The organism is Solwaraspora sp. WMMD1047 (genome assembly GCF_029626155.1).
Taxonomy (GTDB): Bacteria; Actinomycetota; Actinomycetes; order Mycobacteriales; family Micromonosporaceae; genus WMMD1047.
The window spans coordinates 7266185-7291351 of the sequence record NZ_JARUBL010000001.1 but is presented as its reverse complement, the minus strand read 5'-3'; the positions used below and the strand labels follow the sequence as shown (position 1 = coordinate 7291351).

The 25167-nt window shown below is 70.9% G+C and carries 21 protein-coding genes; 11 read left to right on the top strand and 10 right to left on the bottom strand.

Going from position 1 to position 25167, the window contains the following annotated elements:
* Positions 1 to 252 precede the first annotated feature (252 nt).
* The 7 genes from O7627_RS33335 to O7627_RS33305 all read right to left on the bottom strand — a co-directional run bounded on the left by O7627_RS33335 (position 253) and on the right by O7627_RS33305 (position 9737).
* Positions 253 to 1215: a replication-relaxation family protein gene (locus tag O7627_RS33335; protein WP_278098536.1), complete on the bottom strand. Its 963-nt coding sequence runs from the start codon at positions 1213 to 1215 to the stop codon at positions 253 to 255.
* A 110-nt stretch (positions 1216 to 1325) separates the two neighbouring features.
* Positions 1326 to 3839: a type IV secretion system DNA-binding domain-containing protein gene (locus O7627_RS33330; protein WP_278098535.1), complete on the bottom strand. Its 2514-nt coding sequence runs from the start codon at positions 3837 to 3839 to the stop codon at positions 1326 to 1328.
* 110 nt (positions 3840 to 3949) lie between these two features.
* Positions 3950 to 5773, bottom strand: coding sequence for a DUF87 domain-containing protein (locus O7627_RS33325; RefSeq protein ID WP_278097395.1), 1824 nt, complete (start codon positions 5771 to 5773; stop codon positions 3950 to 3952).
* Complete coding sequence (locus tag O7627_RS33320) at positions 5770 to 6690, bottom strand: PrgI family protein (protein ID WP_278098534.1); 921 nt, start codon at positions 6688 to 6690, stop codon at positions 5770 to 5772. Before O7627_RS33320 ends, O7627_RS33325 begins: the two co-directional genes overlap by 4 nt.
* Positions 6691 to 6725: 35 nt before the next feature.
* On the bottom strand, positions 6726 to 7661 hold the full coding sequence (locus tag O7627_RS33315; protein WP_278097394.1) for a conjugal transfer protein TrbL family protein: 936 nt from the start codon (positions 7659 to 7661) through the stop codon (positions 6726 to 6728).
* A gap of 6 nt (positions 7662 to 7667) precedes the next feature.
* The gene (locus O7627_RS33310; protein ID WP_278097393.1) at positions 7668 to 8075 is read right to left on the bottom strand and encodes a pilin; all 408 of its coding nucleotides are present in this window, start codon (positions 8073 to 8075) and stop codon (positions 7668 to 7670) included.
* Positions 8076 to 8693: 618 nt separating this feature from the next.
* Positions 8694 to 9737, bottom strand: a complete 1044-nt coding sequence (locus O7627_RS33305) for a hypothetical protein (RefSeq protein WP_278097392.1) — start codon at positions 9735 to 9737, stop codon at positions 8694 to 8696.
* Positions 9738 to 10719: 982 nt separating this feature from the next.
* On the opposite strand from O7627_RS33305, the gene O7627_RS33300 reads away from it, so the two are divergent.
* The 8 genes from O7627_RS33300 (at position 10720) to O7627_RS33265 (ending at position 17588) form a co-directional block, all read left to right on the top strand.
* Positions 10720 to 11535 carry a PIN domain-containing protein gene (locus O7627_RS33300; protein WP_278097391.1) on the top strand — a complete coding sequence of 272 codons (816 nt, stop codon included), beginning with the start codon at positions 10720 to 10722 and terminating at the stop codon, positions 11533 to 11535.
* Positions 11536 to 11929: 394 nt separating this feature from the next.
* Complete coding sequence (locus O7627_RS33295) at positions 11930 to 12865, top strand: hypothetical protein (protein WP_278097390.1); 936 nt, start codon at positions 11930 to 11932, stop codon at positions 12863 to 12865.
* Between the two features lie 73 nt (positions 12866 to 12938).
* On the top strand, positions 12939 to 13832 hold the full coding sequence (locus O7627_RS33290) for a DNA methyltransferase (RefSeq protein WP_278098533.1): 894 nt from the start codon (positions 12939 to 12941) through the stop codon (positions 13830 to 13832).
* Positions 13829 to 14731, top strand: coding sequence for a hypothetical protein (locus tag O7627_RS33285; protein ID WP_278097389.1), 903 nt, complete (start codon positions 13829 to 13831; stop codon positions 14729 to 14731). The genes O7627_RS33290 and O7627_RS33285 overlap by 4 nt, the downstream gene beginning before the upstream one ends.
* Positions 14728 to 15273 (top strand): DNA (cytosine-5-)-methyltransferase, encoded by a 546-nt coding sequence (gene dcm, locus O7627_RS33280; RefSeq protein WP_278097388.1) that lies wholly within the window; start codon positions 14728 to 14730, stop codon positions 15271 to 15273. Before O7627_RS33285 ends, dcm begins: the two co-directional genes overlap by 4 nt.
* Positions 15242 to 16066 carry a hypothetical protein gene (locus tag O7627_RS33275; protein ID WP_278097387.1) on the top strand — a complete coding sequence of 275 codons (825 nt, stop codon included), beginning with the start codon at positions 15242 to 15244 and terminating at the stop codon, positions 16064 to 16066. The genes dcm and O7627_RS33275 overlap by 32 nt, the downstream gene beginning before the upstream one ends.
* Positions 16067 to 16161: 95 nt before the next feature.
* A complete protein-coding gene (locus tag O7627_RS33270; RefSeq protein ID WP_347404728.1) occupies positions 16162 to 17220 on the top strand; it encodes a site-specific DNA-methyltransferase in 1059 nt (352 codons plus the stop codon).
* Positions 17217 to 17588 carry an XF1762 family protein gene (locus tag O7627_RS33265; protein WP_278097385.1) on the top strand — a complete coding sequence of 124 codons (372 nt, stop codon included), beginning with the start codon at positions 17217 to 17219 and terminating at the stop codon, positions 17586 to 17588. Before O7627_RS33270 ends, O7627_RS33265 begins: the two co-directional genes overlap by 4 nt.
* Before the next feature lie 115 nt (positions 17589 to 17703).
* Here O7627_RS33265 and O7627_RS33260 read toward each other — a convergent pair whose 3' ends face one another.
* The gene (locus O7627_RS33260) at positions 17704 to 17964 is read right to left on the bottom strand and encodes a hypothetical protein (RefSeq protein WP_278097384.1); all 261 of its coding nucleotides are present in this window, start codon (positions 17962 to 17964) and stop codon (positions 17704 to 17706) included.
* Between the two features lie 467 nt (positions 17965 to 18431).
* Between O7627_RS33260 and O7627_RS33255 the strand changes: the two genes are divergently transcribed.
* Entirely contained in the window at positions 18432 to 18755 is a 324-nt protein-coding gene (locus O7627_RS33255; RefSeq protein WP_278097383.1) for a hypothetical protein, read from the top strand.
* A gap of 472 nt (positions 18756 to 19227) precedes the next feature.
* On the opposite strand, the gene O7627_RS33250 is transcribed toward O7627_RS33255, so the two are convergent.
* Positions 19228 to 22638, bottom strand: a complete 3411-nt coding sequence (locus O7627_RS33250; protein WP_278097382.1) for a tetratricopeptide repeat protein — start codon at positions 22636 to 22638, stop codon at positions 19228 to 19230.
* Entirely contained in the window at positions 22635 to 22973 is a 339-nt protein-coding gene (locus O7627_RS33245; protein WP_278097381.1) for a hypothetical protein, read from the bottom strand. Before O7627_RS33245 ends, O7627_RS33250 begins: the two co-directional genes overlap by 4 nt.
* Before the next feature lie 543 nt (positions 22974 to 23516).
* On the opposite strand from O7627_RS33245, the gene O7627_RS33240 reads away from it, so the two are divergent.
* Complete coding sequence (locus tag O7627_RS33240; protein ID WP_278097380.1) at positions 23517 to 24155, top strand: DUF6308 family protein; 639 nt, start codon at positions 23517 to 23519, stop codon at positions 24153 to 24155.
* A gap of 399 nt (positions 24156 to 24554) precedes the next feature.
* Positions 24555 to 25145 (top strand): TrmH family RNA methyltransferase, encoded by a 591-nt coding sequence (locus O7627_RS33235; RefSeq protein ID WP_278098532.1) that lies wholly within the window; start codon positions 24555 to 24557, stop codon positions 25143 to 25145.
* The last annotated feature ends 22 nt before the right edge of the window (positions 25146 to 25167 follow it).

The following is a 25167-nucleotide window of genomic DNA, read 5'->3' as shown; positions in this document are numbered from 1 at the left end:
GCGGGTGGGCGTCAGGTGCCGGGATGCGGCGAAGGGTCCGAGGGTGGGACCTACCGGAGTGGGATATATGGGTGTGATGTGGTGCCGAAACGGTAGCGGCCTGATCTGTCAGGGCCGCGTCCGCGCGGTCAGCCGCGCGGCGTGATGACCTGCACTGTCAGGCCTCAATCGGTGGCGGTCGCTGTGTTGTCAGATTCGGAGAATCTGTCAACGGTGCGTGTGGTGGTGCGGACAGACACCGACGGTGTGGCATCAGGTGTCGGCGGGCTCGCCTGCGTCGCCGAATCCGTCGTCGATGTCGTCGTCGGGCCATTGCTCGCTGGGCGGGTCGGGGTGGTCGTCGGGTCCGGGGTCGCTGGGCAGTTCGTGCAGGTGCCGTCGGCGCAACGGGTCGCTGGTCAGTGCCCAGATCGGGCCGGCGGGGTTGTCGCTGTGCACGGCGAGGGCGACCGGCATCCGGGTGGGCACGTCGTGCAGGATCCGCAGGAGGCTGGTTTCCCGGCGCTGGTGGGGTACCCAGAGCAGGACCGGGAAGCGGGGTCCTCCGTAGCGGGCGAGGTTCTCGTAGCCGCGCAGTTTGCCGACCACGCGGGCGAGGTCCTCGGTGTCGCGGTCGTGTTCGAGGAAGAACCCGACGGTGGATCCGTTGGCGTGCCAGATGCCGTGCCCGTCGGGGAAGACGTCGATTCTGCGTTGCCCGTCGGGGGTGCGTTTGGTGCCGCTGTAGGCGGCGGTCGCGTGTTGCTCGGACCACCAGCGCAGCAGCCGGCTGCCGGGCTGGGTGCGGGTGTGGGCGTGCAGGTCGACGAAGAACTGGTTGACGCCGAGGAGGTGGTGCAGGCGCCGGCTGTGCACGATCCGTTCGGCGCGGTCGATGCTGGACCGGGGTGCCTTGAGTCCGAGGTTGTCGGGGTCGGCGTATGCGGTGGGGTGGCGGCGTAGCCCGATGGGGCCGAGGGTGTACAGGTAGGAGGTTTCCGGGGTGCCGTCGGCGGCGGCCCAGGCGAACCGGTGCAGTACCTGCAGGCGGTGCAGGATCGTCAGCCGCTGCTGCGCGGTGCGCCGCGCGGTGAACAGGGCCCGACCGACCTGGTCGGTGGACAGCAGGTAGTGCTCGGCCAGCCAGGACATCAGCAGGCGGTCACGGGGGGTGAGACGTCGGTAGACCGACAGCGGGTCCGGTTTGGTTGACGGGAGGGGAACACGGCGGTACATCACAGATGCTCCTATGCGGATGACGATGCCCTCCTATCGGAGGGTGTCTGAGACGACGAGAGGTGCCCGGCAGGGCGGAATGGGGCCACGTGCGGCACTGACAGGGCAGGTCAGGACTGTCTGTCAGGCCCGGAGGCGGACCTGCGACGAGACGGGTCACGCGACGGGTCCGGAGTCGCGGGCCGCGACCGGCCGGAACCCGCCGAGTCGCCGGAGGTGTTCGACCCGGCGGGCTTGCGGCGGGTGCGTTCCTTCTTCTCCCGCTTGGTCAGCCGCGCGACGAGGTCGTCGACGGCGCTGGTTTCCTGCTGGGGGACCGCTTGCGCGGCGGTGTGCCGGATGGCGGTGGCCTCACCGACGGCGGGGCGGGGCGGGCGGGTGCGCATGGTGAACGCGGGGGTCTGCCGGCCGCCGACGACGAGGCGGGCGACCGCGGTGTAGACGTTCAGGTGGGCGAGGTCGTGCTCGTCGAGTTCCGGCGTGGTGTGCCGGGCCAGCACGCGTGCGTCTTCGGGGCTGACGCTGAAGTACACCTTGTTGCGGGCGTTCGCGCTGACCGCGGCGAGCAGGTCGCGGGGGAACTGGGCCAGGTCCTGGTGGGCCAGGACCATGGACAGCCGGTACTTGCGGGCCTCGGCCAGCATGGTGTCCAGGCTGGAGGCGAGGGTGAGGAAGTTCTGGCACTCGTCGAGCACGATCTGGGCGTCGCGGCGCTGCTCGACCGGGATGCTGGCGCGGGCGGTGGCGGCCTGCCACACCTTGGCCAGGATCAGTGAGCCGAGCAGCCGGCTGGTGTCCTCACCCAGCATGCCCTTGGGGATGCGGACCAGCAGGACACCGCCGTCGAGGATGTCGCCCATGTCGAAGCTCGACCTCGGGTAGCGCATCGCCCGCTTCACGAAGTCGCGCAGCAGGAAGGCGCGCAGGCGGGCGAGGACGGGGCCGATGACCTGGGACCGCAGGGCTGGGGTCATCTCGTCGTACCAGCTCCAGAACCCGTCCAGCCCCTCGGGGTCGTTGAGGTCGACGGTCATCTCCGACCGGAACTGCGCCGAGGTCAGCAGCGGTGGGATGTGCTGCAGGGTCACGTTGGCGTGTTTGAGCAGCGTCAGGCAGGACACCCGCATGACGTCGTCCATGCGCGGCCCCCACGCCCTTTCGAAGATGCTGCCGAAGATGCTCACGAGGTTGTCGGTGATCAGGTCGTGGTCGCGGCCCTCCAGGGGATTGAGCGTGGGCGGGTTGGGCTGGTCGGGGTCGAACAGCACCACCCGGTCAGCCACGCTCGCGGGTAGCCGGTCGAGGATGTCGGTGACGAGGTCACCGTGTGGGTCGATCACCACGGTGCCCCGGCCGGCGAGGATCCCGTCGATGATCATGTTGGCGAGCAGGGTGGTCTTCCCGGAGCCGGTGGAGCCGACCATGTGCATGTGGTAGCGGGCGTCGGGGACGGCCAGGGCGACCGGGTGGCCGCCGATCTCGGCGTCGCCGAGCACGGTGACCCCACGGCCGCCGGTCGGCACCGCGACCGGGGCTGGCATCGACTTCGCTCTGGCGCGGTCCAGGCCGGGCACGGCCAGGTCCTGCGGGAGGGCGGCGAGCGCGGCCAGTTCGGGGGCGGCGGTCAGGAAGCCGGGGCCGAGCCGGCGGGCGGCCAGTACCGCGACCGGGTGGGGCATGCGGGTGCGGTGGGCCAGCCGGTTGCGGCCGGAGTGCACGGCGAAGCTGGACGCGATCGCGTCGGCGATCGCGCGGAGCCGGTTGTCCGGGCGGGAACCGGATCGGTGGTTGGTGGAGGCGACCGCGTAGCGGATGCCGGTCTCCCACAGCACGTGGCTGGTCTTGTCGAGGACGGCCCGCACGTCCCGCTCCACCGACGGGTCGCGCCGCGCCACGGCGCTGTTCGACGTGCCCCGCCCGCGTGCGGAGGATCCCGTCTGGAAGACGTCGATGAGCCAGAGCAGCGGCGCGGCGGGGTTGATCGTCGGGACGGCGGTCGTGCCGTCGCGGAGCCGGCCGGCGGCCCGGCGGGCCCGGGCGGCGCGGCGCGGGGAGGCCGGTCGGGCGAGGACCTGCACGCAGGCGTACTCGCCGTCGCGGAGCTGGGCGCCGGCGGCCATCAGCGCGCGCAGCGGGTCGGTGTCGTGGTCGGTGCGCAACGGCAGCCATTCGGCCGCTGTCGGGGACAGGCGCCCGCCGGTGGCCGTCACCGCGCCCGCGGGGATCGGGTCGGCGGTGTCGGTGGTGGTGCAGGCGGCGCCGGGCCAGGCGCCGCGCACGGCGGCTTCGACGGCGCCGTTGGGGACGCTGCCGGGTACCCAGACCGACACCAGCAGTTGCCGCCCGGACCAGGTGTACTGCCAGGCCACATGCGGTATGCCGTGCAGGATCCTTCGCCAGCGTGACGGGGTGAGAATGCCGGCCAGGTTGGCCAGGAACGAGGCCGAGCTGTGCGGGTCCACCTGCGGCGGCGGCGCGATGGTGACCAGCCGGGCTCCGGTGGCGTGGCGGCGGTGCCGCCACGAGGCGAGCAGGTTACGGCCGGCGATCCACGCCACCAGGGCGGCGGCGGCGACGGCGGCCAGCCACGGCCGGTGGGCGACCCAGAGGCCGGCCTGCCACACCCACAGCGCGGGCGGGGACAGCTCGGGGGCGGAGAACAGTTCGGCGCCCGCCCCGACGGGGACGGGCGCCGCGTCGGTCGCCAGGCGCGCGGGTATCAGGGTTGGGGGTTTCACAGGTCGTCCTCGTCCTCGTGGTCGTCGATGAGGTCGGCGGGGTTGGTGGTGCACACGGCGTGCTCCTGCTCGGAGCTGACCGATTCGAAGCCGGTGCGGGCGATGCCGGAGATGAGAAGCCCCTGACCAGGGCGGGCAGCGAGCAGGAGTCGTCGCTCGCCGGTGGTGAGGCCGAACGCGCCGCCGACCGCGTCGATCGCCTGCGGGGCCTGCTTGAGCAGCACCTGCGTGGCGGCGTTGGACACCACCGCCTGGCCCAGTTCGGTGCCCAGCACGTCCGCCACGTCCTGGGTGACCACGGTGAGGCCGGCGAACCGTTTGCGGCCGGCCTTGCTCATGCGGAACAGGAATTTCGCGCCTTCACCGTCGCGCATCAGTAGCCACGCCTCGTCGACGACGACGATCCGCCGGCCCTGCGCGCGGGAGTCTGCGCGGAACTGGCGTGGCAGGTCGACCTGCCGCCAGATGTGGTCGAGGGCGAGCAGGGTGCCGATGGTGCGTAGCTCGTCGGGCAGGTGCCGCAGGCTCCACACGATGAGGTGTCCGATCGGGGCGTGGGTGGTGGGGCCGGTGAACAGGTCGGCGAAGCTGCCGTGCACCCACGGGGCCAGCCGGGCGGCGAGCTGCGCGGCGGCCGGTTCCGGGTCGGCTTCCAGGCAGCCGACCAGGTCTTTGAGCAGGGGTGCGGGCCGGGTGTGGGTGGCCGGGTCGGCGGTGATGCCGGCCTGCCGGTACACGGCCAGGATGGCCCGGTCCAGCGCGGCCCGCTCCGCCGGCGGTGGCAGGTGCCCGACCAGCACGGAGATGACGGTGTGCAGGAACAACCCGCGGCGGGTGAGCACGTCCGGGCGGTGGTCACCGACCGGCAGGTCGAGGGGGTTGATCTTCACTCCGGGCAGGCCGAGCCGGACCACGGTGCCGCCGACCGTCTCGGCGAGGCGCAGGTACTCGTCCTCGGGGTCCACGATGGCTACCTGGACTCCCTGGTACAGGTTGCGCAGGATCTCCAGCTTCACGAAGTAGCTCTTACCGGCACCGGACCGCGCCAGCACAACCGAGTTGTAGTTCTCGCAGGCCCACCGGTCCCACCACACGATCCCGTTGGAGGCCGGGTTGACGCCGTAGAGCACCCCACCGGAGACCGGCGGATCACCCGGCAGCGGCGCCGGCAAATCAGGACTGGCCAGGGGGAACGCCGCAGCGAGGGCCTGGGTGTCCATGGTGCGCAGCATCTGCAGCGAATCGGTGGCCAGGGGCAGGGTGGTGGTCCACCCGGCCAGGTGCCGCCACGTCGCCGGCTGCACCTCCAGCAGCGTGGACGCGGCGGCGGCCTTCACCTGCGCGCACGCTTCCCGCAGCTCCGCCTCCGACGTGGCGTGCACGGTCAGGTACAACCCGACGCGGAACAACTTCGCCGCGCCCCGGGCCAGGCGCTGGGCCAGATCGGCGGCGTCCTCGGCCGCCGCCTCGACGTACGGGTCGGACAGCTTGCCCTTCTCGCTGCCCGCCCGCCGCGACGATTCGAGACGGGCCCGCTGGGTGCGCAGCCGCGACGCGGCGACCGGGGCCGGCAGCGGCTCGATGTGCAGGGCCAGGTCGAGCCGGCCCGGCCAGGCCAGCAACGGCTCCAGCCAGCCCGGCCCGACCTCGGCCGGATACCCGGTCACCACCAGGGTGGCCGCGTACCCGTCACCGACCCGCAGGAAGCGGGGCGTCACCTCCACCGACGCCGGCGCCACCACCCCAACCAGCCCTCCGGGCGGGACCTTGTCGCCGGCCTTGTCGGCGGTCGCGGCCCGTCGGCGCCTGACGGTGATCATGTCTTCCTCCTCGTGCGTTGGCTCCCGGCCGAAGGGCCGGTGATGACGGTGTGGGGGGCGGCCAGGCCGCCGGTGCGGGGCGGCCGGTACGGGTCGGCGCAGGCCGCGATCGCGGCGGTCGCCGCGTCCCCGTCCAGGGCACGGGTGGTCACCCCGAGCCCGGACAGCGACCGGACCGTGTCGTCGGCGCGGCGGCGGGCGGCGTGCCCGCCCCCGCCGCCACCCGGCGCGCGGGTGACGATGAGGACCTGCCGGCGCAGCGGATCGCGCCTGTGCGCGAGGTCGTCGAGGAACCGGGCGTGATCGGCGCAGGCGGCCTCCAACGCCGGGTGCGGCAACCGGTCGCCGGCCGCCTGCAGGGCGGTGGCGTGGCTGGCCAGGTCGACCGGCTGCGCGGAGACCACCACCTGCGTCGGCGTGGCCAGGCTGTTGAGCCAGCGGCCGAACGTGTCGACCAGAGCCTGCTGCTCGCCGGGGGTGCGCAGGGCGAGGTTGACGGTCGTGGCCGCGACGATCGCCGCCGGCGCTCCCGGCAGCGCGATCTCACCGTCGTCGGCGATCGCGGTCGCGGGCAGTCTCAGCGGGGCGGGCAACGGCATCCGACCGGCGCTACCGTCCACCCAGTCGGGGGCGCGGCTGGTCGTGTCGGTGGTCGATAGTGCCTTCGGCGCCCCCTGGTGGCGGATCGAGGCGAGCAGCCACTGGTCCATCGGCAGTCCGTCGCGGCGCCCGACAACCACGCCGAAGACCAGCCCGCCGAGAACAACGCCGGCGCCGAGCAGCACCGGGACGGGCAGCAGGGTGTGCAGCGACCGCCAGCCGCCGTAGAAGACCACGGCGGCGACCGCCAGAATCGCCAGCTGCCGGAACGTCAGCCCGTACAGCACCTTGTCCGGGGCGTCCACGTCGGCGGGCATGCGGGCGCGGACCGCCTCGTCGTCGCGGCTGCCGGTCATCGGGTCATCACCCGCGCACGGCCCAGGCCAGGAACGGCCCTGGCCAGGTGCTGCGCGACCGCGACCCGCACGACCGCACCGACGACGCTGGTGTTGCGGCCGGACCGTGACACGTACCGGCCGACCAGGCCGGGGATCTTGACCGTGTACCAGAGCAGCACCATGACGATGAACAGGTTGAGGACCGGTCCCGGGTCGCCGGGTAGCCCCAGCGCGGGCAGCACCTGCCGCGGATCGAGCAGCATCCACTGACCGGCCTGCAGCACGATCGCCTGCAGCACCGGTGTGGCCAGGCAGCCGGCGTAACCGCGCCACCACAGCCGCGCGAGCCCGTCGGTCTGCGGCAGGGCGTGGCAGGCCAGAGCCAGCGGCGCGACGGCGGTGAGCACCAGCAGCGTGGAGAACCGCACGATCAGGCTGAACGCGGTCATGGCGAGCAGCACCGTGACGAGCAGCGCGATGACGGCGAACAGCAGCGCCGGCAGCCCCGCGTTGTCGGAGGCGGCGTGCACGTGGGTGTTGATCGCCGTGAGCGCGCCGTCTGTGCTGTGGCCGGGTTCGGACAGCGCCTCGGTCAGAGCGTTGGCCACGTCGATCGCCTGGCCGCACACCAGCGGTGAGAAGTGGGCACTGATGAACCCCACGACCAGACGAGGCGTGAGGTCCTTGACCGTATAGCGGGACGTTTCGTCACCGCCGGTGACCATGACCAGGATCCCGGCCGTGACGAACGCGAGGACAAAGACCGTGTCCACGATCCAGGTGGCACGGCCCGTCAGGGCCTGCACCTGCGGCAGGCCCGTCACGTCCGGTGTGATCAACAGAAATCTCGCGATCGAGCCGAGGACCGCGTCGAAGCAGGCGAGGATCGCCACAGCGACCCACCGCATGAACTGGTCGAGGATCTCGGCGACCGGGAACAGCCATCCCATGGTCAGTCAGCCCCCGACGATGCCCTGGACGATCTCCAGCAGCACCGGGGCCAGCACCGCCAGGCTGTAACCCCGCAGGGCGTTCTTGAAGGCTTCCTTCGCCTTGTCGACCTGGGCGGGATCACCGCCCGCGGTGGCCCAATAGACGCTCGCGATGACCAGGAACAGGGTGGCCACCGCACCCAGAATCCCCATGATCCACATCTGGAGGTTGGCGATGACGGTTGGCAGCGAGTAGGCCGCGAGATAGCCGGGCGTGCCCGGGTCCGCGAACGCGGCGGTGGGCACGCAGACCAGCAGTGCGATGGTGGCCAGTTGCGCGGCGATGGTGCCGGCCCGGCGCAGGGTGGGACGCCGCGCAACGCCGCGGCGGAACGGGATGGACAGGCTGCGCGCAAGTCGCGTGCGGGACATTGGGGTTCACCTCCCGCCCCGAGCCGCACCGTGAGGGGTGGGGCTGGGGCGAATGTCGGAAGACGGGGTGGGAACCGCCGCCGGGCGTGGCCGGAGGTGAACGGGCAAACCGCGTGGGAAATCCCCGGGAGGAGCTCGTCCTCCCTCTACGGGTTGGCGGTTTCGATGTGGTGTCAGCGCATCAAAGGGGCGCGGCACCCGGGGCACACGAGACGCGCGTGCCTCCAACTAGCCCGACGGCGGGCAGCGTCCCCGGGACCGGGCCGTCGATGGGTCGCCGGCCGGGAACCGCTGCACCCACCAACCGGGCGTTGTCAGACCTGGCGAACACCCTGCGATCTGGCAGGGCACCCCGTGGATCTGACAGGACAGGTGAACCGACACATCGAGACGATGGGCGCCCGCCCGGGGCGGGTGACCACCGGCGCGGGCTCGTGCCTGTCAGACCCGTTGCCGAATCTCCTGGCAGATCCCGGGTCCAGCAGCGGCTTCGCGCGCGGCCCGCCCGCCTATGCGGCGGTCGCCTGCCAGCGTGGTGAAGCCGCGCCTGGCGGCATGGCTTGGGCCCGGCGCGATGGTTCGCGCCGGGCCCGAGGGAGAGGAGTGGATGCGGGTCGGTCAGGCCGCCGCGGCGGCGGTGCTCGCACGATGGCGGGGGCCGGTGGCGCGGCGGGCCGCGGCGGCCTTGCCGGCCCGGGTCCTGGTGCGCATGTCGTGGCGCTTGGCCAGTTCGTCGCGCACCTGCGGGGAGAACGGGCCGGTGAGCACGCCGGTGTCCAGCGCCCACGCGAGGCGGGTGTCGGCCCGGTTGAGGCGCATCCGCAGCACGTCCAGGTCGATACCCTGGGCCTCGGCGACCAACTCGGGGGTGCGTCGGCCGAGGCGGATCGCAATGTACGGCTCCACGTCCTCGGCGTCGATGAGCCCGAGGGCCTGCGCGCGGTAGACCAGCAGGTCGACGTGTCCGTACGGGTGGCGCGGCAGGCGGGACGCGGCGGCGGCCTGCTCGATGTCGTCCACGAGCAGGTACTCCTGCTGGGCCAGGCGCAGGTCCCGGCCGGCGCGCCAGGCGGCGAAACACAGGCTGGCGTGCGGGGCGTCGCGGATCGGGTCCACGCCACCGCGCAGCCCTTCCAGGAACCCGGTGAGGATCTCCGCGTCGATGTCGGCTGGGTCGCCGTCGTACCCGGCGGCGAGGGCGCCGGCCATGGCAACCAGTGCCGGCATCGCCATCCCGACGGCGGCGATCACCCACTCGGGCCTGCCCTGCCGGGCACGGCGGATCAGCTCCCGCCACACAGCGTCACGGGCGGCGTAGGCGCTCGGATGCGCCATCAGCCATTCCCGCAGTACCGGCAACGGCACCTCGCCGGCCGGCAAACCAGAAGCAACGCCGGCAGTCGCCGACGCGCCGGACCCGTCGGCGGTTGTGCCGCCGACACCGGACGCGGCAGTGCCAGGCCCACCACTGTCGAAGGTGCCGGACGCGGTAGTGCCGGCGCCTGCCGATCCGGCAGTGCCGGACGCGGCGACGTCGGCGGCGGCAAGCGCGGCACAGTCGAGGGTCAACGGCTCCGGGTCGATGGTCAGCGCCGCGAACGCCTTGTCGGCGGCCTGCAGCGCGGACGCCGGCCAGTCGTCACGAGGGTCGGACTCACTCATGGGGACGGGCTCCAAACCAAAAGCAGGGGATGTGCCGCGGACGCGGCGGGCACCCAGTGCGCCACAGCCCTCTGACAGCGGCCTGACAGAGCAGATCAACGACCGTTTGGCCGGCTGCGCGGGACGCCCGACGAACCCAACAAGACATCAACCTGCAGAGATGGATGTCAGACGAAGCACTGACTGCCAGAACTGTCCCCGGCTCAGGAAACGACCCGTGAGCTGCACCGTCAGGCTTTCACATCCTGCTTCGGAGTCCGGCGCCGAGCCCGGACAGCAGCCCTCGCCGAACGGGCGCGACGGAGCTGACAAGTGCCGGGATACCCACCACGACCCGAAAGCGCGATCTGACAAGGCCCTGACAACACGCCTTATGAGAAGAAGCGGTCCCCGGGTACCCGGCATCCACGTCACCCGGCACTTCGCGTGGCCAGCGCAACGTGCTGGCCGGACGACCGGAGTAGTGGGCCTGGCCCGGCCTTCAGCGCCGCCACCGGTGTCGGCCCCGCGTCGCCGGTGCCCGCGCCAGCAGTGTGCGCCGGACTGTTGACCTGTCGGGGGGCACTGCCGGGCGGCGTCCGGAACTGCCAGTACGGCGCTGCCATCGGTGCCGAGTCGGCGCGGGTACTGCGGAGTCGCGGAATGTGCCGACTGCCCGCCAAGTGCCGAACTGCCAGGCCCCGCCCGCCACCGCCGGGCACCCGACCCGTCGGCATGTGCCAACCCGCCGCAGCCGGGCCGACACCCCTACGGACACAAAGTGCCGAATCTGCCGGAACATTTGGCCGCTCGCGTCGCCGGATACAGAATGTGACGGTCGGTGCGGTGCCGCGAGAGAGCCGGGCGGGTGAGGTGCCCGCAGCCGCCAGTCGTGATCCCGCGGCATGCTCAGTACGCCAAACCAGGTATCGCGACATACCCGCTTCCGGCCGGCATTGCAGCCCCAAGCGCCCGAACGGGCCTTGAGAGATCATGGAAGGTCATGCGACTTCGACACGGCGTGACAGGCGCCCGCGCCATCAAGACGCTACGCGAGCTCACCATCAGCTTGGAGACCGCTCGCTCAGCTGTCATAGCCTCTGATGGGACGCGATACAGCCGCGACCAGTACCTCAACTGGGCCGACAGTGCCGAAAATCAGCTCCGTAACCTCTTCGCAGAGACGGACCTGCTCAACTCCCTCCATTCTGAACGATACTGGCGAATCCATAACCTAGACGACTACTCGGCACGGCCGGCAGCCCTACTGATCGCCGAGATCGACCTCCAACTCGGGCTGTTGCTGGGCACTGTCGGTCGTCTCGAGGGCAATCGGAAGCTCGCCCAACTGCCCGGCGACGTGCTAGTGCTGGACACCAACACCTTCATGCACTGCACCCTGTTCACCACCATCGACTGGCTCAAGGAGTTCGACGCCGAGGCGGTACGACTCGTACTTCCCCTGCTCGTCCTCGACGAGTTAGACGACAAGACATTCTCCGCGCACGCGCGTTTGAGCAAGCGTGCATCGAAGGTGCTGCGAACGCTCGACCCATTCATGGACCGCGTGGTCGAATCTGGAGCCGTCGAGATCGCGCCCGGCGTCACTCTTGAAGTGCTGCGTGACGATGAAGACCACCGCCGTCGCGGCAACAACGACACCGAACTGCTCGACCGAGCCGAGTTCCTCCTGCAGGTCATTGAACGCCCAGTCACACTCGTTACCACCGACTACGGCATGCGCGTGCGAAGCAAGGCTCGCAACCTCCGCGTGCGTGTGATGCCCGAGCGACTACGGCTACCACTCAGCGAGGACTGATCGCGTACCCCACAGCAAGTCGCCAACCGAGCGCGACACGCCCGGCCAACACGGTTCTCAAGATCTTTCGAGAATCACTCACTGTGTGCGAACCGCGACGGTCGACGAACTCGATCATGAAACCCGTCCGCGCCGACGACGCCAACAGCATCGACGGAATCCGAAGCAAGCCCCTCCACGAGCCTCACAAACGAGCCTCGGTGCCCTGACGGAAACCGCCTGACGGCCACCCGCTCACAGACGTCCGGAGCACCTTGACTGAGAAACCATGGAGTTTCGGATGACTTGTCAGGCGCCGGGGGCGTCTGTCAGATCCGGGGGGTGTTCGCCATGGCTGACAACCCCCGGTTGGTGGGTGTCAGCGCATCACGGCGCGGCGCGGAGCCGACATCGCATGAGTCGATCCACACCGCACACCCCGCAGCCCCACGGCGACCCGGCCCGGACCGGCGGCGCCGACCCGATCCTCCTGGTTGATCTGGTTGCCGGCGACCCGCCGGTGCCGATCACCGTGTGGCGTACCGCCCGCGGCGGCGGCGACCACTCCACGACCGTGGCCGTCCGCCTGGCCTACCGACTGGTCTCCGCGTACAGCCGGCCCGGCGAGGCGGTCGTCGACCTCACCGACGGCCACGCCCTGACCGCCGCCTGCCAGCGCGGCGGACGTCGCCACCACAAGGCGTGGTTCACCGACGCGGCCTCGCTGATCATCGGCCCGGCCGCCGCGGCGGGCACCGCGCCCGACGACGAGACCGGCCCCGACCTCGACGACGAGACCGGCGCCGACCCGGACGGGCCGGAGCCTGCCGACCTGGCCGCCTGGTTCGGTGACGACCTCACCGACCCGGCCATCCCGGCGGACGGCCCGCCGGTCACCGCCCTGCCCGCGGATGCCAGCGTCGCCGGCGTCACCAGCCTGGTGGTCGCCTGCTGGCCCCTGGACGGCTCCGGTGACGCGGCCAACCGGGTCCGCCTGGCCTGGCTGCTGGCCGCGTGCGCGCACCTGCTACGTCCGGGCGGCTGCCTCGTGCTGGTGGTCGGCACCCCGGTCGGCCGGCCCGCCACCCCGGAGGACTTCAGGCCCCTGGTCGCGGCGGCCTCCGCCGCCGGGCTCGGCTACCTGCAGCACATCGTCGCCGTCGACGCCGACACCGACGGCGACCGGTTCACCTACTTCGCCAGCGACGAGGAACTGCTCGCCCTCGCCGCAGGCCAGGACGGCCAGCGGTGGGCGGTCGCGCATGTGAGGGTGCACGCCGACTGCTTCGTGTTCAGCCAGGCGCGACCCCCCACACCCCGGCGCCGCAGGGGTGGTGACACCCGTGCCTAGGCCCACCATCCTCGCCGGCGCTCCCGACCCGGAAGACAACGACCGCCCACCCACCAGGCCGGCACCCGCCGCCGTGCCGGGCGGACGCCGCCGGGCTGCTCCCGGCCCGGAAGGCCTGTCGGTGTGGGCGACCGCCCAGACCACCGGGCCGGTGCAGCGCCGCGGCCGGTACGTGCCGGACTCGGTCCGGCACCCGGCGCGGATGCTGCCCGCGATCGCCGCACACGCCATCAACGCCTACACCTCGCCCGGCGACCTCGTGCTCGACCCGATGTGCGGGATCGGCACCACCCTGGTCGAGGCCGCGCATCTCGGCCGCGACGCGATCGGCGTCGAGTACGAGAGCAGGTGGAGCGACATCGCGGACGCCAACGTCGCCCACGCCCACACCCAGGGGGCGACCGGACGGGCGTCGGTGGTCCGCGGTGACGCCACCCGCATCACCAGCCTGCTGCCGGCCGCGTTGGCCGGACGGGTGTCACTGGTGGTGACCTCCCCACCGTACGGGCCGACCGTGCACGGCCTGGTCCGGCCCGAAGCCGGCGCCGGGGTGCACAAGTCCGACAACGCCTACAACGACGGCACCGACAAGGGCAACCTCGCCTACCGGGACCTACCCGGCCTGGCCGACGGCTTCGCCGACATCCTCACCGGCTGCGCCACCCTGCTCAAGCCCGGCGGGATCCTCGTGGTCACCGCCCGGCCGTGGCGCAAGCGCGGCGAACTGGTCGACCTGCCGTCGGCGGTCATCGGCGCCGGCATCGCCGCCGGACTCGTCCCGATCGAGCGGTGCGTGGCGCTGCTCGCCGCCGTGCGCGGCGGCCGGCTGATCGCACGGCCGAGCTTCTTCCAGCTCTCCGCCGTCCGCAAGGCCAGGACCGCCGGGGTGCCCATGCACCTGATCGCCCACGAGGACGTCATCGTCCTGGCCCTCCCCCCGTCCCCGGGGGAGGGGGAGGCCAGGTGACCGAACCGACGACTCGACTGCTGTCCCTCGGCGCCGGAGTGCAGAGCTCGGCCTGCCTGCTGCTCGCCGCCCAGGGCAGGATCCCACGGTTCGACGCCGCTGTCTTCTCCGACACCGGCTGGGAGCCGCGGGCGGTCTACCGGCACCTGCACCGGCTGACCGGCATCGCGCGGGCCGCCGGGATCCCCGTGGTGCGGGTCGCGGGCGGCGACATCCGCTCCGATGCGCTCGACCCCGAGCACAGGTTCGCGTCGATGCCGCTGTTCACGCTCGGCCCGAACGGCGAGCGGGGCATGGCCCGGCGACAGTGCACCTCCGAGTACAAGATCAAACCGATCAAGGCGGAGGTGCGGCGCCGACTCGGCTATCCGCACCCGATCCGGGTACCGGCTGGTGTCCGGGCGGACGTCGCGATCGGGATCAGCCTGGACGAGATCGGCCGGGCACGCGACTCCGACGTGCGCTACATGCGGCACGTCTTCCCGCTGCTGGACCTGCGGTGGCGGCGTGAGGACTGCGTCGCCTTCCTGGCCGAACATGGCCTGGGTGACACACCCAGGTCGAGCTGTATCGGGTGTCCGTTCCACGACGACGGATTCTGGGCCGACCTGAAGGCCCGTAGTCCCGGCGAGTGGGCCGACGCCGTCGCCTTCGACGGGGCGATCCGGCACGGCTCTGCGCGCGCCAACGCCGAGGGGCAACCGCTGCGCGGCAGGTACTACCTACACGCGCAGCGGGTGCCTCTCGACCAGGTGGTCCTGCGTCCCCGCGCCCGACGCTCGCCCGAGGACACGCCGGGGTGCGGGCCGTTCACCTGCCCGCACCCCGGCGAGGCCGACCAGGTCCCGCCGGAGCCAACGGACGCCCGCCCCACGACGGCCGGGCGGAGGGTGGCGTGAGCGTTGACCACACCACCGCACCACGCATCGGTTCCCTCTGCAGCGGATACGGCGGGCTCGACCTGGCCGTCGAGCTGGTGCTCGGCGGCCAGGTCGCCTGGTACGCCGAGACCGACCGACACGCCGCCGCCGTCCTGGCCCACCACTGGCCCACCGTCGCGAACCTCGGCGACATCGGCACCGTCGACTGGACGACGGTCGAGCCCGTCGACATCCTCACCGCCGGATTCCCCTGCCAGGACATCAGCAACGCCGGAAAACGCGTCGGCATCACCGGCGAGCACTCCAGCGTCTGGAACCACGTCACCGCAGCCGTTCGCGTACTTCGACCGCGGCTGCTGTTCGTGGAAAACGTCGCCGCCCTCCTGCGGCGGGGGCTCGACGTCGTCCACGCCGACCTGGCCGCGCTCGGGTACGACACGAGCTGGCTATGCCTAAGCGCGTCCGACATCGGCGCTCCCCACCAGCGGGACAGGCTGTTCCTGCTGGCCACTCCCGCAGATCGAGGGGGTGCCGACGTTGCCGACACCGTGCGCCCGTGACGGCAAGGGCCCCGGCCACCAGTACGGACTGCCCGACCTGGTCGAGCCAACCGGCACCCGCCACAACCTGCTGCCCACACCGACCGCGGTGGCCTACGGATCGAACAAGTCCCCGTCGGCCGGTGCGACCCGCCGGCCCGGCCCGGCAGGTATCGCCGCACAGTCGCTGCCCGCACCCGCCGCGGCAGGCGGCACCGGCTACCTGAGCGGCACCAGGCGTGACACCTGGCGACAGACCATGGAATCGGCGGTCCGCGGCTACCGACCGCGGCGCGGCGGCAAGCCGACGACCCCGCCGCTGCTGCCCACCCCACGGGCCACCGACGGCACCAAGGGCTGCCCAGGGCAGCGGGGGTCGCACGGGGACCTCACCCTGCCGTCGGCAGCGGTGCGGGTGCCGGCCCGGACCCTGCCCACCCCACGCGCCAGCGACGCACGCGGACCGGGCCGGCACGGCCACGGCGGGACGGACCTGCGCACCACCGTGGCCGGACTTAGACAGCCCGACACCGACCGGTGGGGTGCCTACGCCGCCGCGGTGGCGCGATGGGAACTGCTGCTCGGGCGGCCCGTGCCGGAGCCGACCCAACCCGGGCAGCACGGCAAACCGGTCCTGGCCCCGCCGTTCGTGGAATGGCTCATGGGCCTCGACCAGCACCGGGTCACCGACCCGGCGCTCGCGTTGCCGCGCACCGGCGCGCTTCGGGTCCTCGGCAACGGCGTCGTCCCGCAGCAGGCCGCCGCCGCGTTGCGGCTGCTGTTGTGCCCGTACCGGTGGGAGGTGCCGGCATGACCCAGCCCCAACCCAACGCTGTGGACGCCTACCAGTACCGGAAGGTCGGCCCGGTCAAGCTGTACCTCGGCGACGCCCGCCAGGTGCTCGCCGCGATGCCCGACGCCAGCGTCGACTGTCTGGTCACGTCGCCACCCTATTGGGGCTTGCGTGACTACGGCACCGGAGCCTGGCACGGCGGCGATCCCGACTGCCCGCACCCGCTGCCGGCGCGGCGGCGGGTCGACGGCGTGCCGTGCGGCCGGTGCGAGGCGACGTGGGTCGACCCGCAGTACGGGCTGGAACCGACCGTCGAGGAGTACATTCACCGGCTCGCGGCGGTGTTCGACGAAGCCCGCCGCGTTCTCGATCCGGCCGGGACGCTGTGGCTGAACCTCGGCGACAGCTACACCGGCGGCAACCGCCGCGCCCACCCCAGGCAGCCGCCCAACGCCGGCGACGGCGCGCCGCTGCCGGCGAAGAACCTGATCGGCGTGCCCTGGCGGGTGGCGTTCACACTCCAGGCACGCGGATGGTGGCTGCGCAACGCGGTCATCTGGTCGAAGACGAACCCGATGCCCGAGTCCGTCCGCGACCGGATGTCCACCAGCTACGAACTGCTGTTCCTGCTCACCAAATCCCATTCCTACTACTTCAACCTCGACCCGATCCGGATCCCACTGGCCCGGCCGGAGGCCGCCGACGGGACCCGGATCATCGGCGGATCCCGCAAAGGCCGCACCGGCGGGATCGACGCGACCGCCCGCCGCCGCGGCACCACCGCCTACGGCGCCGGCAAGTACGGGGCCGCGGACGTCGGCGTCGAACCGGGGTCCGGGCGGGGCAACCTCGTCCCGCTCGGCCAAGCCCACACCACCACCCACCCCGCAGGACGCAACCCGGGGGACGTGTGGCGGATCGCGACCCGCCCCTACCGGGGCGCGCACGTGGCGCCGTTCCCGATCGACCTGCCGCTGCGGGCGATCGCGGCCGGCTGCCCCGAAGGTGGCCTTGTCCTAGATCCGTTTTCCGGCGCGGCGACGACCGGGCTCGCCGCGTTGCGACTCGGCCGGCGCTACCAGGGCATCGATGTCAGTGCCGGCGTCCACGACGAGGCACTGACCCGGCTCACCCCACACCTGCCCGACAGCCCGCCAACGGGCGGCGCCACGTGAGCATACGGACCGTACCCGTCACCTTCCGCCAGGCGTGCGAGTTCATCGCCGACTGGCACCGCCACCACCGGCCGCCACGCGGCCATAAGTACAGCATCGGGGCCGCCGACCAGGACGACGTGCTGGTCGGCGTCGCCGTCGTCGGGCGTCCGGTCGCCCGGATGCTCGACGACGGACTGACGCTCGAAGTCACCAGGGTCGCCACCGACGGCACCCGCAACGCGAACTCCCTGTTGTACGCGGCGGCGTGGCAGGCCGCCCGGGCGCTGGGTTACCGGCGCCTGGTCACCTACACCCAGAAAGTTCTCGGGTTCGCGATTTCTGAAGTGCTGGAAGCCAGGAACCGGAGCAGTCTCGGCAGCTGCTGAGCCTACCTCGGGGCTCCGGTTCACGAACTCGCGAAGGGCTCAGCGTTCTGATGCTGGTGACGCTCACCGCTGCACAACGCTCCGCGCGGCGCTCACCGCCTGGAACACGCTCCGGCTAATCGTCGTTCGGAAGGTACCAGCCGTGTTCGCGGTGCCTGGTGGTTGCGTCCGGGTTGTCGCGCTTGTGGGCCTCGTTGGCGCGGCGCGTCATCTCTCCGTCGTAGCGGTGCAGCTGGTCGTAGAGTCTCGACGACTCGCGGACAGTGTCGCTGGACACGTAGCGCTGTCGCATTGCCTCGCGCTCGTCTTCGAGTTCCGCGTCGGACAGCGGGCGGAGGCTACCCAAGCCGCCTGCGATGGAGTCGAAGATGCCCATGCGCAGATGCTGTCACCCTGGGGGATGGCGGGCAAGGAAGCTGGACAGGCCCCACTTGTCGGCGTACGGGCTCCGGCGCAGAGCCAGGTACGCCAGACGTACACACGCCGGGAGGTCTGCCGCTTCGGCTCCGTTGGCGGGCTGCCGATCCAGTGCCCTCCACCCCGCGTCTCACGCTGGGTTACCAGGAGTCCACGACGCCAGAACCAGCAGAACTGGGGAAACGGGCCCGGGAGGACACTCGGGAGCGGCTCTGCAATCCAGCGCGGACGGCCTCATCCCGATAGCCGCCTCTTCGGACAAGTCACAACCCGGACCCGCCACCAACAGCCTAGAACAAACCTGCCATGAGCCCTTGACCTAGAGGGGAGCCAGAAGAGCGCAGTCGATCTTGGTAGTCACGTTCAGTCCAGCTCAGCGGTTTGGGCGCCCCCGACGGTGTGGCGTCCCCCAGTCATCCTGTTCTGGTGACCACACCCCCAGCGCCCAAGCGATCCTTCGTGCGAGACGTACTGGTCAACGTCCTAGCGAACCTCATCGCTGCCGCGATCATCTACCTGGTAGCGGTTGCGGCTGGCTACGTGACCCCAAGCGCTTTTGCCTATGTCGTCATATTCGCCCTGTTCCTCACGTCGCTTGTCAACCTAGTTATTGAACTGCTGCGCAGTCGGGTTACAGAGAGAACCCAGGCAATCAACGACCTGGTAGGGCGGGTCCTGGCCGGCATCTCGATCATCGCCATGGCTGTCGGCATCGTCCTCTCGCTGCTGGACATCGAAGTCTCCCTCTGACCGGTGGCCGCTCCATGTCACGTGGGTAGGCCAGCCACGGACGACGCGCCGGCAGCCACGTTACAAAGGCCTCAAACACCGGCCAGGTCCCTCTCAGCGGTCACGAACGGCCTTGCGGTCCCGGTGACACCACCTCTGAGGTCATGACGACAGGAGCCATGAGTCATGCCGAAACCGCTGGCCAACACCGCCACAACAGGGGCTCCAAGAACGTAACGGAAGCCTACGTCCGAGTAGACGACCAAACCGCCGTTACCCACGGTGACGCCCTGTTGGCGGCAGATCCGTGCGTCTCTGGCACCAAGGGTCATGCATAGTCATGCACGCCGCGCTGGCCGATTGCGACTGCGGTGAGTCCGGGGATCGATCGACGTGCGGTGGCCGCTGTGTCGGATAACGGGCCGTTATTACCCGTGAGCCCGGGGAGCCCTCGCGCACACCTTCCGGGGTCGTCCCTGAGCCTCAACCATCATTACGTGCCTGGCCCACCACTGGCCGCCTCGTCGAGTTGCTGGCGCAACTTGGTGGCCTCCTCATTGCGGCCAAGACCGTCGAGTACGTCCGCCAGGGTTCGATAGGCCGAAAACATCTGTCCGGCGAACATCTGCGGCAGTTGGCGTACGAGCGGCTGGTAGAGGCTGATCGCCTCGGTGACCGATTCCAGAGCCTCGGCGTAGTTGGCCTTCACCTTCACACACACCCACCCGTACGCCCACAATGACATGGCGAGGTTGGGTAGGTAGGCGTCCGGGTTCGCTACGGCCAGCCGGCGGTAGATGCCGGTGGCTTCCTCGGCCTGGGCCAGGGCCTGCTCGCGGCGCCCCAGCCCGGACATGATGTTGCCGAGGTTGTTCAACGACCCGGCGAGGTCGGGCAGGTAGGCGTCCGGGTTCGCTACGGCCAGCCGGCGGTAGATGCCGGTGGCTTCCTCGGCCTGGGCCAGGGCCTGCTCGCGGCGCCCCAGCCCGGACATGATGTTGCCGAGGTTGTTCAACGACCCGGCGAGGTCGGGCAGGTAGGCGTCCGGGTTCGCTACGGCCAGCCGGCGCCGGATGGTGACGGCTTCCTCGGCCGGGGCCAGGGCCTGCTCGCGGCGCCCCAGCCCGGCCAGGCGGTTGCCGAGGTTGTTCAACGACATGGCGAGGTCGGGCAGGTAGGCGTCCGGGTTCGCTACGGCCAGCCGGCGGTAGATGCCGGTGGCTTCCTCGGCCGGGGCCAGGGCCTGCTCGCGGCGCCCCAGCCCGGCCAGGCGGATGCCGAGGTTGTTCAACGACATGGCGAGGTCGGGTAGGTAGGCGTCCGGGTTCGCTACGGCCAGCCGGCGCCGGATGGTGACGGCTTCCTCGGCCGGGGCCAGGGCCTGCTCGCGGCGCCCCAGCCCGGCCAGGCGGATGCCGAGGTTGTTCAACGACATGGCGAGGTCGGGCAGGTAGGCGTCCGGGTTCGCTACGGCCAGCCGGCGGTAGATGCCGGTGGCTTCCTCGGCCGGGGCCAGGGCCTGCTCGCGGCGCCCCAGCTCGGACAGGCGGTTGCCGAGGTTGTTCAACGACCCGGCGAGGTCGGTCAGGTAGGCGTCCGGGTTCGCTACGGCCAGCCGGCGGTAGATGCCGGTGGCTTCCTCGGCCGGGGCCAGGGCCTGCTCGCGGCGCCCCAGCTCGGACAGGCGGTTGCCGAGGTTGTTCAACGACATGGCGAGGTCGGGCAGGTAGGCGTCCGGGTTCGCCGCAGCCAGCCGGCGCCGGATGGTGACGGCTTCCTCGGCCGGGGCCAGGGCCTGCTCGCGGCGCCCCAGCTCGGACAGGAAGGTGCCGAGGTTGTTCAACGACCCGGCGAGGTCGGGTAGGTAGGCGTCCGGGTTCGCCGCAGCCAGCCGGCGCCGGATGGTGACGGCTTCCTCGGCCGGGGCCAGGGCCTGCTCGCGGCGCCCCAGCTCGGACAGGAAGGTGCCGAGGTTGTTCAACGACGCGGCGAGGTCGGGTAGGTAGGCGTCCGGGTTCGCTACGGCCAGCCGGCGGTAGATGCCGGTGGCTTCCTCGGCCGGGGCCAGGGCCTGCTCGCGGCGCCCCAGCTCGGACAGGAAGGTGCCGAGGTTGTTCAACGACCCGGCGAGGTCGGTCAGGTAGGCGTCCGGGTTCGCTACGGCCAGCCGGCGGTAGATGCCGGTGGCTTCCTCGGCCGGGGCCAGGGCCTGCTGGCGCCGGCCGGTGTTCGCGAGTCGGATTGCGAGGTTGCTGGAGTGCCGGGCGCGTTGTTCGTCGCTGCCGTCGGTGTGGTCGAGCAGGTGCTGGGCCAGCACAGCGGCGGCAGGGTCAAGGTCCAGGGAGCGTTCAGGCAGCAGGGCGTGGATGGTTTCGGCGAGGGCGGGGCTGGTATACCCGGCGACGGCGGTCAGTGCGGTCCCGCCGGCGTGTACCGCCAGCGTCGGGTCGGTGCTCAGCAGGGTGTGCAGCCAGCCGTGGACGTGCGGGTGCCGGCCGGCCGCGGCAGCCAGGAAGATCAGGATCCGGGCGGTGTGGGCCGGCGGTTCCTGCCCGTCAGTACGGGTAGTCAGCGGGCCGGGTGTGTAGGTGAGGGTGTCATCCGCAGTGCGGTGGGCGGTGAGCAGTGTCGTCGCCGCCCAGGAGTCGGTGTGCCCGCTGGCGGTGACCGATTCCCCGGCAGGACTGGCGGGCAGGCTCAACGCGATGAAGTCCTCAGCGAGCCGGTCGGGGTACATCGGTTCCAGCACCGTGCTCGTACCGGGTGACGGGTAACAGCGGTCGTGGGCGTCGAGCAGCTTCTGCCCCGCGGTCTCGTCGGCCAGCCCGGTGCGTGCAAGCAGCCGGATCCCGTCATCGCGGGACTGCGGCCCGGCCAGGCAGGCCAGCAACACCGTGCGCGCCGCCGCGATCACGATATCCGGGGCGCCGCCGTGCAGCCGCGACCAGTAGGCACGCTCCCGGTCCAGCAGATAGCGGGTCACGTCACCGGCCGAGCGCGGCGGAGCGGCCTGCCGGGTGTAGGCGTCGACGGTGGCCAGCGCCGTCATATGGATACCCAGGATGGTTCCGTACACCCGGTCGTCGCCCAGATCCCCGGGCGGCTGCCACCGGCCGGGCCAGCCAGACTCGGGCCTGTCCGGCTGGTATATATCTGTGAACCGCTGGCAGGCCGCCTCGAACAGCACGCGCCGGCCCGGCCCGTCTCCGGCCAGCGCCGCCAGCAGACGCGGCTCGCCGTCGTCAAACGTGTCAGCGGTGTATCCGAGCCGGGGCAGTTCGGCGGCGATCGTGGGCCACCAGTCGACCGACCGGGCCAGGAGCAGGACCCGCACCTTCGGCGCCCGGGCCCGGCAGTCGGTCAGTAGCCGCAATAGGTCGTGAACAGGCCACCGTTCCGCGTAGTCGAGCAGCAGCAGCAGCGGCCGGCGTCCGGCCGGCAACCACCGCCACGGCGTTCCCAACGGTTTCGCGTCCGCCTCCGGCGGAGCCGCGTCGTGGTGCCCGGCCACCGCGACCCGCCACCCCGCAGCCACGCTCTGCTGGCCCAACTGCTGGGCGAGGCGGGTCTTACCCTGCCCACCCGGGCCATGCCACGCCCACACCCGGCGCACGGCCGGATCGTCCTGCCACTGCCGCAGCGCCGCCAGCTCAGCGACACGACCGGTGAACACGATCGCCTGGCGTCGCGCGGTCAGCAACCTGCTCGGCTGCCGCCGCGATTCGGTCAGCTCGACCAGTCCCGCCGCAGGCAGGTCCACGAACCTGTCCATCGTGTATAACGGCACACCCGACTCGTTGATGATCAGGTCCCCGCCGGCAACGTACGCGTCCCGGCCGGCAACGACATTCTGACGACGCCCGCCGACCACATCGTCGCCCGGCAGCCCGTCCAACGCGGTCACCCCAGGTCCCGCCCGTCCTCGACATTCAGATCCCGGCCGGCCACCATCGCGTCCCGGTCAGCCCGCACATCCTGCTTCTCGACCCGATCGCCACCCGGTCGCCCGGAACCCCACCGGCCCCGGCCCTCGCCCCGGCCGACCGTCAGGTCCCGGCCGGCCACAGTCGCGTCACCGCCTGCGCGGACCCGCTGCACCAGGCCACCACCGGCGGCCTGCGACGGACCCGCCGACACAAGCGCACGCCGGGCCAGGACCGCCCCGTACACCGCGAGCGGCACACCACCCACCGCCACCACCGCAGCCACCACACTGGCCACCTGATCAGCCCGACTCAACTGATCCGCCGTCAACCGAGTCACCAACACCCACACCCCGGCAATTACCGCCAGCAAACCCGCAACAAGCCAGCCCAGCCACGTCATCCCGCCACCACGCGCCATACCTGCCATCATCGACCACGGCATCCACCAGCGACACTGACAGAATCCTGACCCAAACGACCGGCCAGGCAGCGTGTCCCTGAACACCCCGTCACAGGCGGCGCACGGCACTCACCGGGACAAGACTGTCCGCACTACGGACATACTCGCCTCAGTAGATATACGGTAATCAGCTAACTCGTACACGCCGGGCTCGCACTGTCAAGCACGAGCGTGCGTCCGGGGCGCCGGTCGAGGCTCACGGAGGGTAGGCGGCGGTGCCAGCGGACGACGAACAAATTAGCCCGAGAGTGCCCGTCTGACTTCGAGGTGGTCGCTCTGACGGCCGGGTGACCGGGTCATGGCGCAAGGAACGGTCCCGGGGGGCACCAGACGGCTGAGCGGAAGCGACCGTTTCGCCGGAGGCTCCGCGATGGACTCGTCGGCAGGATGGACCGTATGCCGTTTCAGCTTCCAGACGCCCTCGCTACTTCGGATGACAAGCCTGCTTTAAGCCTGCTCCGCCGCTACTACGGTGACGCGGTGACGAGCGCAGGTGCCGCAGCGGGTGCTGCCTTCGATGGATGGGATAGCACGGGTACGCGGACTGCGGACGTCGATCGGTTTACCGCTGATGACCTGCTGGCGATCACGTTCCTCTCGGTACGGGTGCCGCCAAGGGCGGCGGCTGTGCTCTTGCGTGACCGTGCCGCCGAGCTCGGTGACCTGCTGGCGGAACTCGGCCCTGACCGCGACCTGGTTGGCGAGGACGAGCCGCTCACGGATGACTGCTGGCCGGGTTGGCGGCTGCAAACCGCGCTGCGAGACATTCCGGGTATCGACACGACGACTGCGACGAAGCTGATCGCCCGCAAGCGTCCGCGGCTACGCCCCATCTGGGACAAGGTCGTCGCGAAGGTAACTGGCACCCACAAGCACCAGTGGGAACCGGTTCGGGTGGCCCTGCGCGAGCAGCATCATGCGTTGCATGAACGGCTGGTGCATCTCCATGGAGCGGCTGGCTTGTCGGCGGCCGTGACTCCGTTGCGTGTGTTCGACGTGATCGCTTGGCGAGAGGGAAAGGACCGCGGTTGGTGACAGGCCGAACCCGAGGAGCTTGATCCAGTTGCACGCCGCGTGACGAACGCCCGTAGCGGCCGGCGGCGCACCCTGCAGCACCTCCGGACGTGCACGATTTCCATGCATTCGGCTCAAGCAAGGCGGCGACGCATCCGCGTGTGTCAGGGTGGTTGTAGAGAAGGCGGTCGCGGGATGAGCGAAAGTCCACAACGACATCCAGGCACCCGTCAATACACGATCCACCAGCACAAACATGCCGTTGGCCAACAAGGATTACATGCATATCAAGCATGACGGTGTACCTACCGGGGCCGACCGTGCACGGGCGCGGGTGTCGCGAAGGCAGGCCGTCAATCGATCTTCGTTGGCGCGCCTTGCCTGTCGCGGCTATCCTCAACGGCGACGTTGTCGTCAACGATGGCCCGGGTGCGCCGCGAAGTGCCCTTACCTGATGATTCTCGATCCTTGGGGCATGATCGCTCCCCTCCGGTGAGCCCTGCGATCCGGGTGCGTTCCCGTAAGGACCTTCGAGCCGCTCGGCGACCCCGCGGACATCGCTGTTGGGGACATCTCGTCGCGGCCGCGTTGTGGCCACTGCACGGGACGAACCTCGGCACACTTCTCCGTACCTGCGACGCGGTGGGTGCCTGCTTGGCCGTACCACCGTTCCGGTGGGTCGACGAAGCCCTCGCACGGGGCAATACGCTGCGCCGGCCCAGCTGCGTGCACCGAGTCGGGGATCCCGCCGGCTGGCTTGCGATGGAGCGTGCCAACGGCTCGCGCATGGTTGGGGTGGAACTGGCCGACGAAGCGATCCGCTTGGCCGATCTCCCCGTCGCAGACCGCCGGACCATCATGATCCTCGGCCACGAGGCCACCGGCATCCCACCCCAGGCCCTCGACCTGATCCACTACGCAGTGGAGATACCCATGGTGGGAACTGGCCACAGCCTCAACGTCGCCGTCGCCGGCTCCCTGGTGCTTTACAAACTCGCGGGCCTCACCTGACCCGGCCCCCCGACCTTGAGAT

Coding starts and splice junctions, on each gene's coding strand:
- O7627_RS33335 (WP_278098536.1), bottom strand. CDS start 1,215: ATGTACCGCCGTGTTCCCCTCCCGTCAACCAAACCGGACCCGCTGTCG.
- O7627_RS33325 (WP_278097395.1), bottom strand. CDS start 5,773: ATGATCACCGTCAGGCGCCGACGGGCCGCGACCGCCGACAAGGCCGGC.
- O7627_RS33320 (WP_278098534.1), bottom strand. CDS start 6,690: ATGCCCGCCGACGTGGACGCCCCGGACAAGGTGCTGTACGGGCTGACG.
- O7627_RS33315 (WP_278097394.1), bottom strand. CDS start 7,661: ATGGGATGGCTGTTCCCGGTCGCCGAGATCCTCGACCAGTTCATGCGG.
- O7627_RS33310 (WP_278097393.1), bottom strand. CDS start 8,075: ATGTCCCGCACGCGACTTGCGCGCAGCCTGTCCATCCCGTTCCGCCGC.
- O7627_RS33305 (WP_278097392.1), bottom strand. CDS start 9,737: ATGAGTGAGTCCGACCCTCGTGACGACTGGCCGGCGTCCGCGCTGCAG.
- O7627_RS33300 (WP_278097391.1), top strand. CDS start 10,720: ATGCGACTTCGACACGGCGTGACAGGCGCCCGCGCCATCAAGACGCTA.
- O7627_RS33295 (WP_278097390.1), top strand. CDS start 11,930: ATGAGTCGATCCACACCGCACACCCCGCAGCCCCACGGCGACCCGGCC.
- O7627_RS33270 (WP_347404728.1), top strand. CDS start 16,162: ATGCCCGACGCCAGCGTCGACTGTCTGGTCACGTCGCCACCCTATTGG.
- O7627_RS33260 (WP_278097384.1), bottom strand. CDS start 17,964: ATGGGCATCTTCGACTCCATCGCAGGCGGCTTGGGTAGCCTCCGCCCG.
- O7627_RS33240 (WP_278097380.1), top strand. CDS start 23,517: ATGCCGTTTCAGCTTCCAGACGCCCTCGCTACTTCGGATGACAAGCCT.
- O7627_RS33235 (WP_278098532.1), top strand. CDS start 24,555: ATGGCCCGGGTGCGCCGCGAAGTGCCCTTACCTGATGATTCTCGATCC.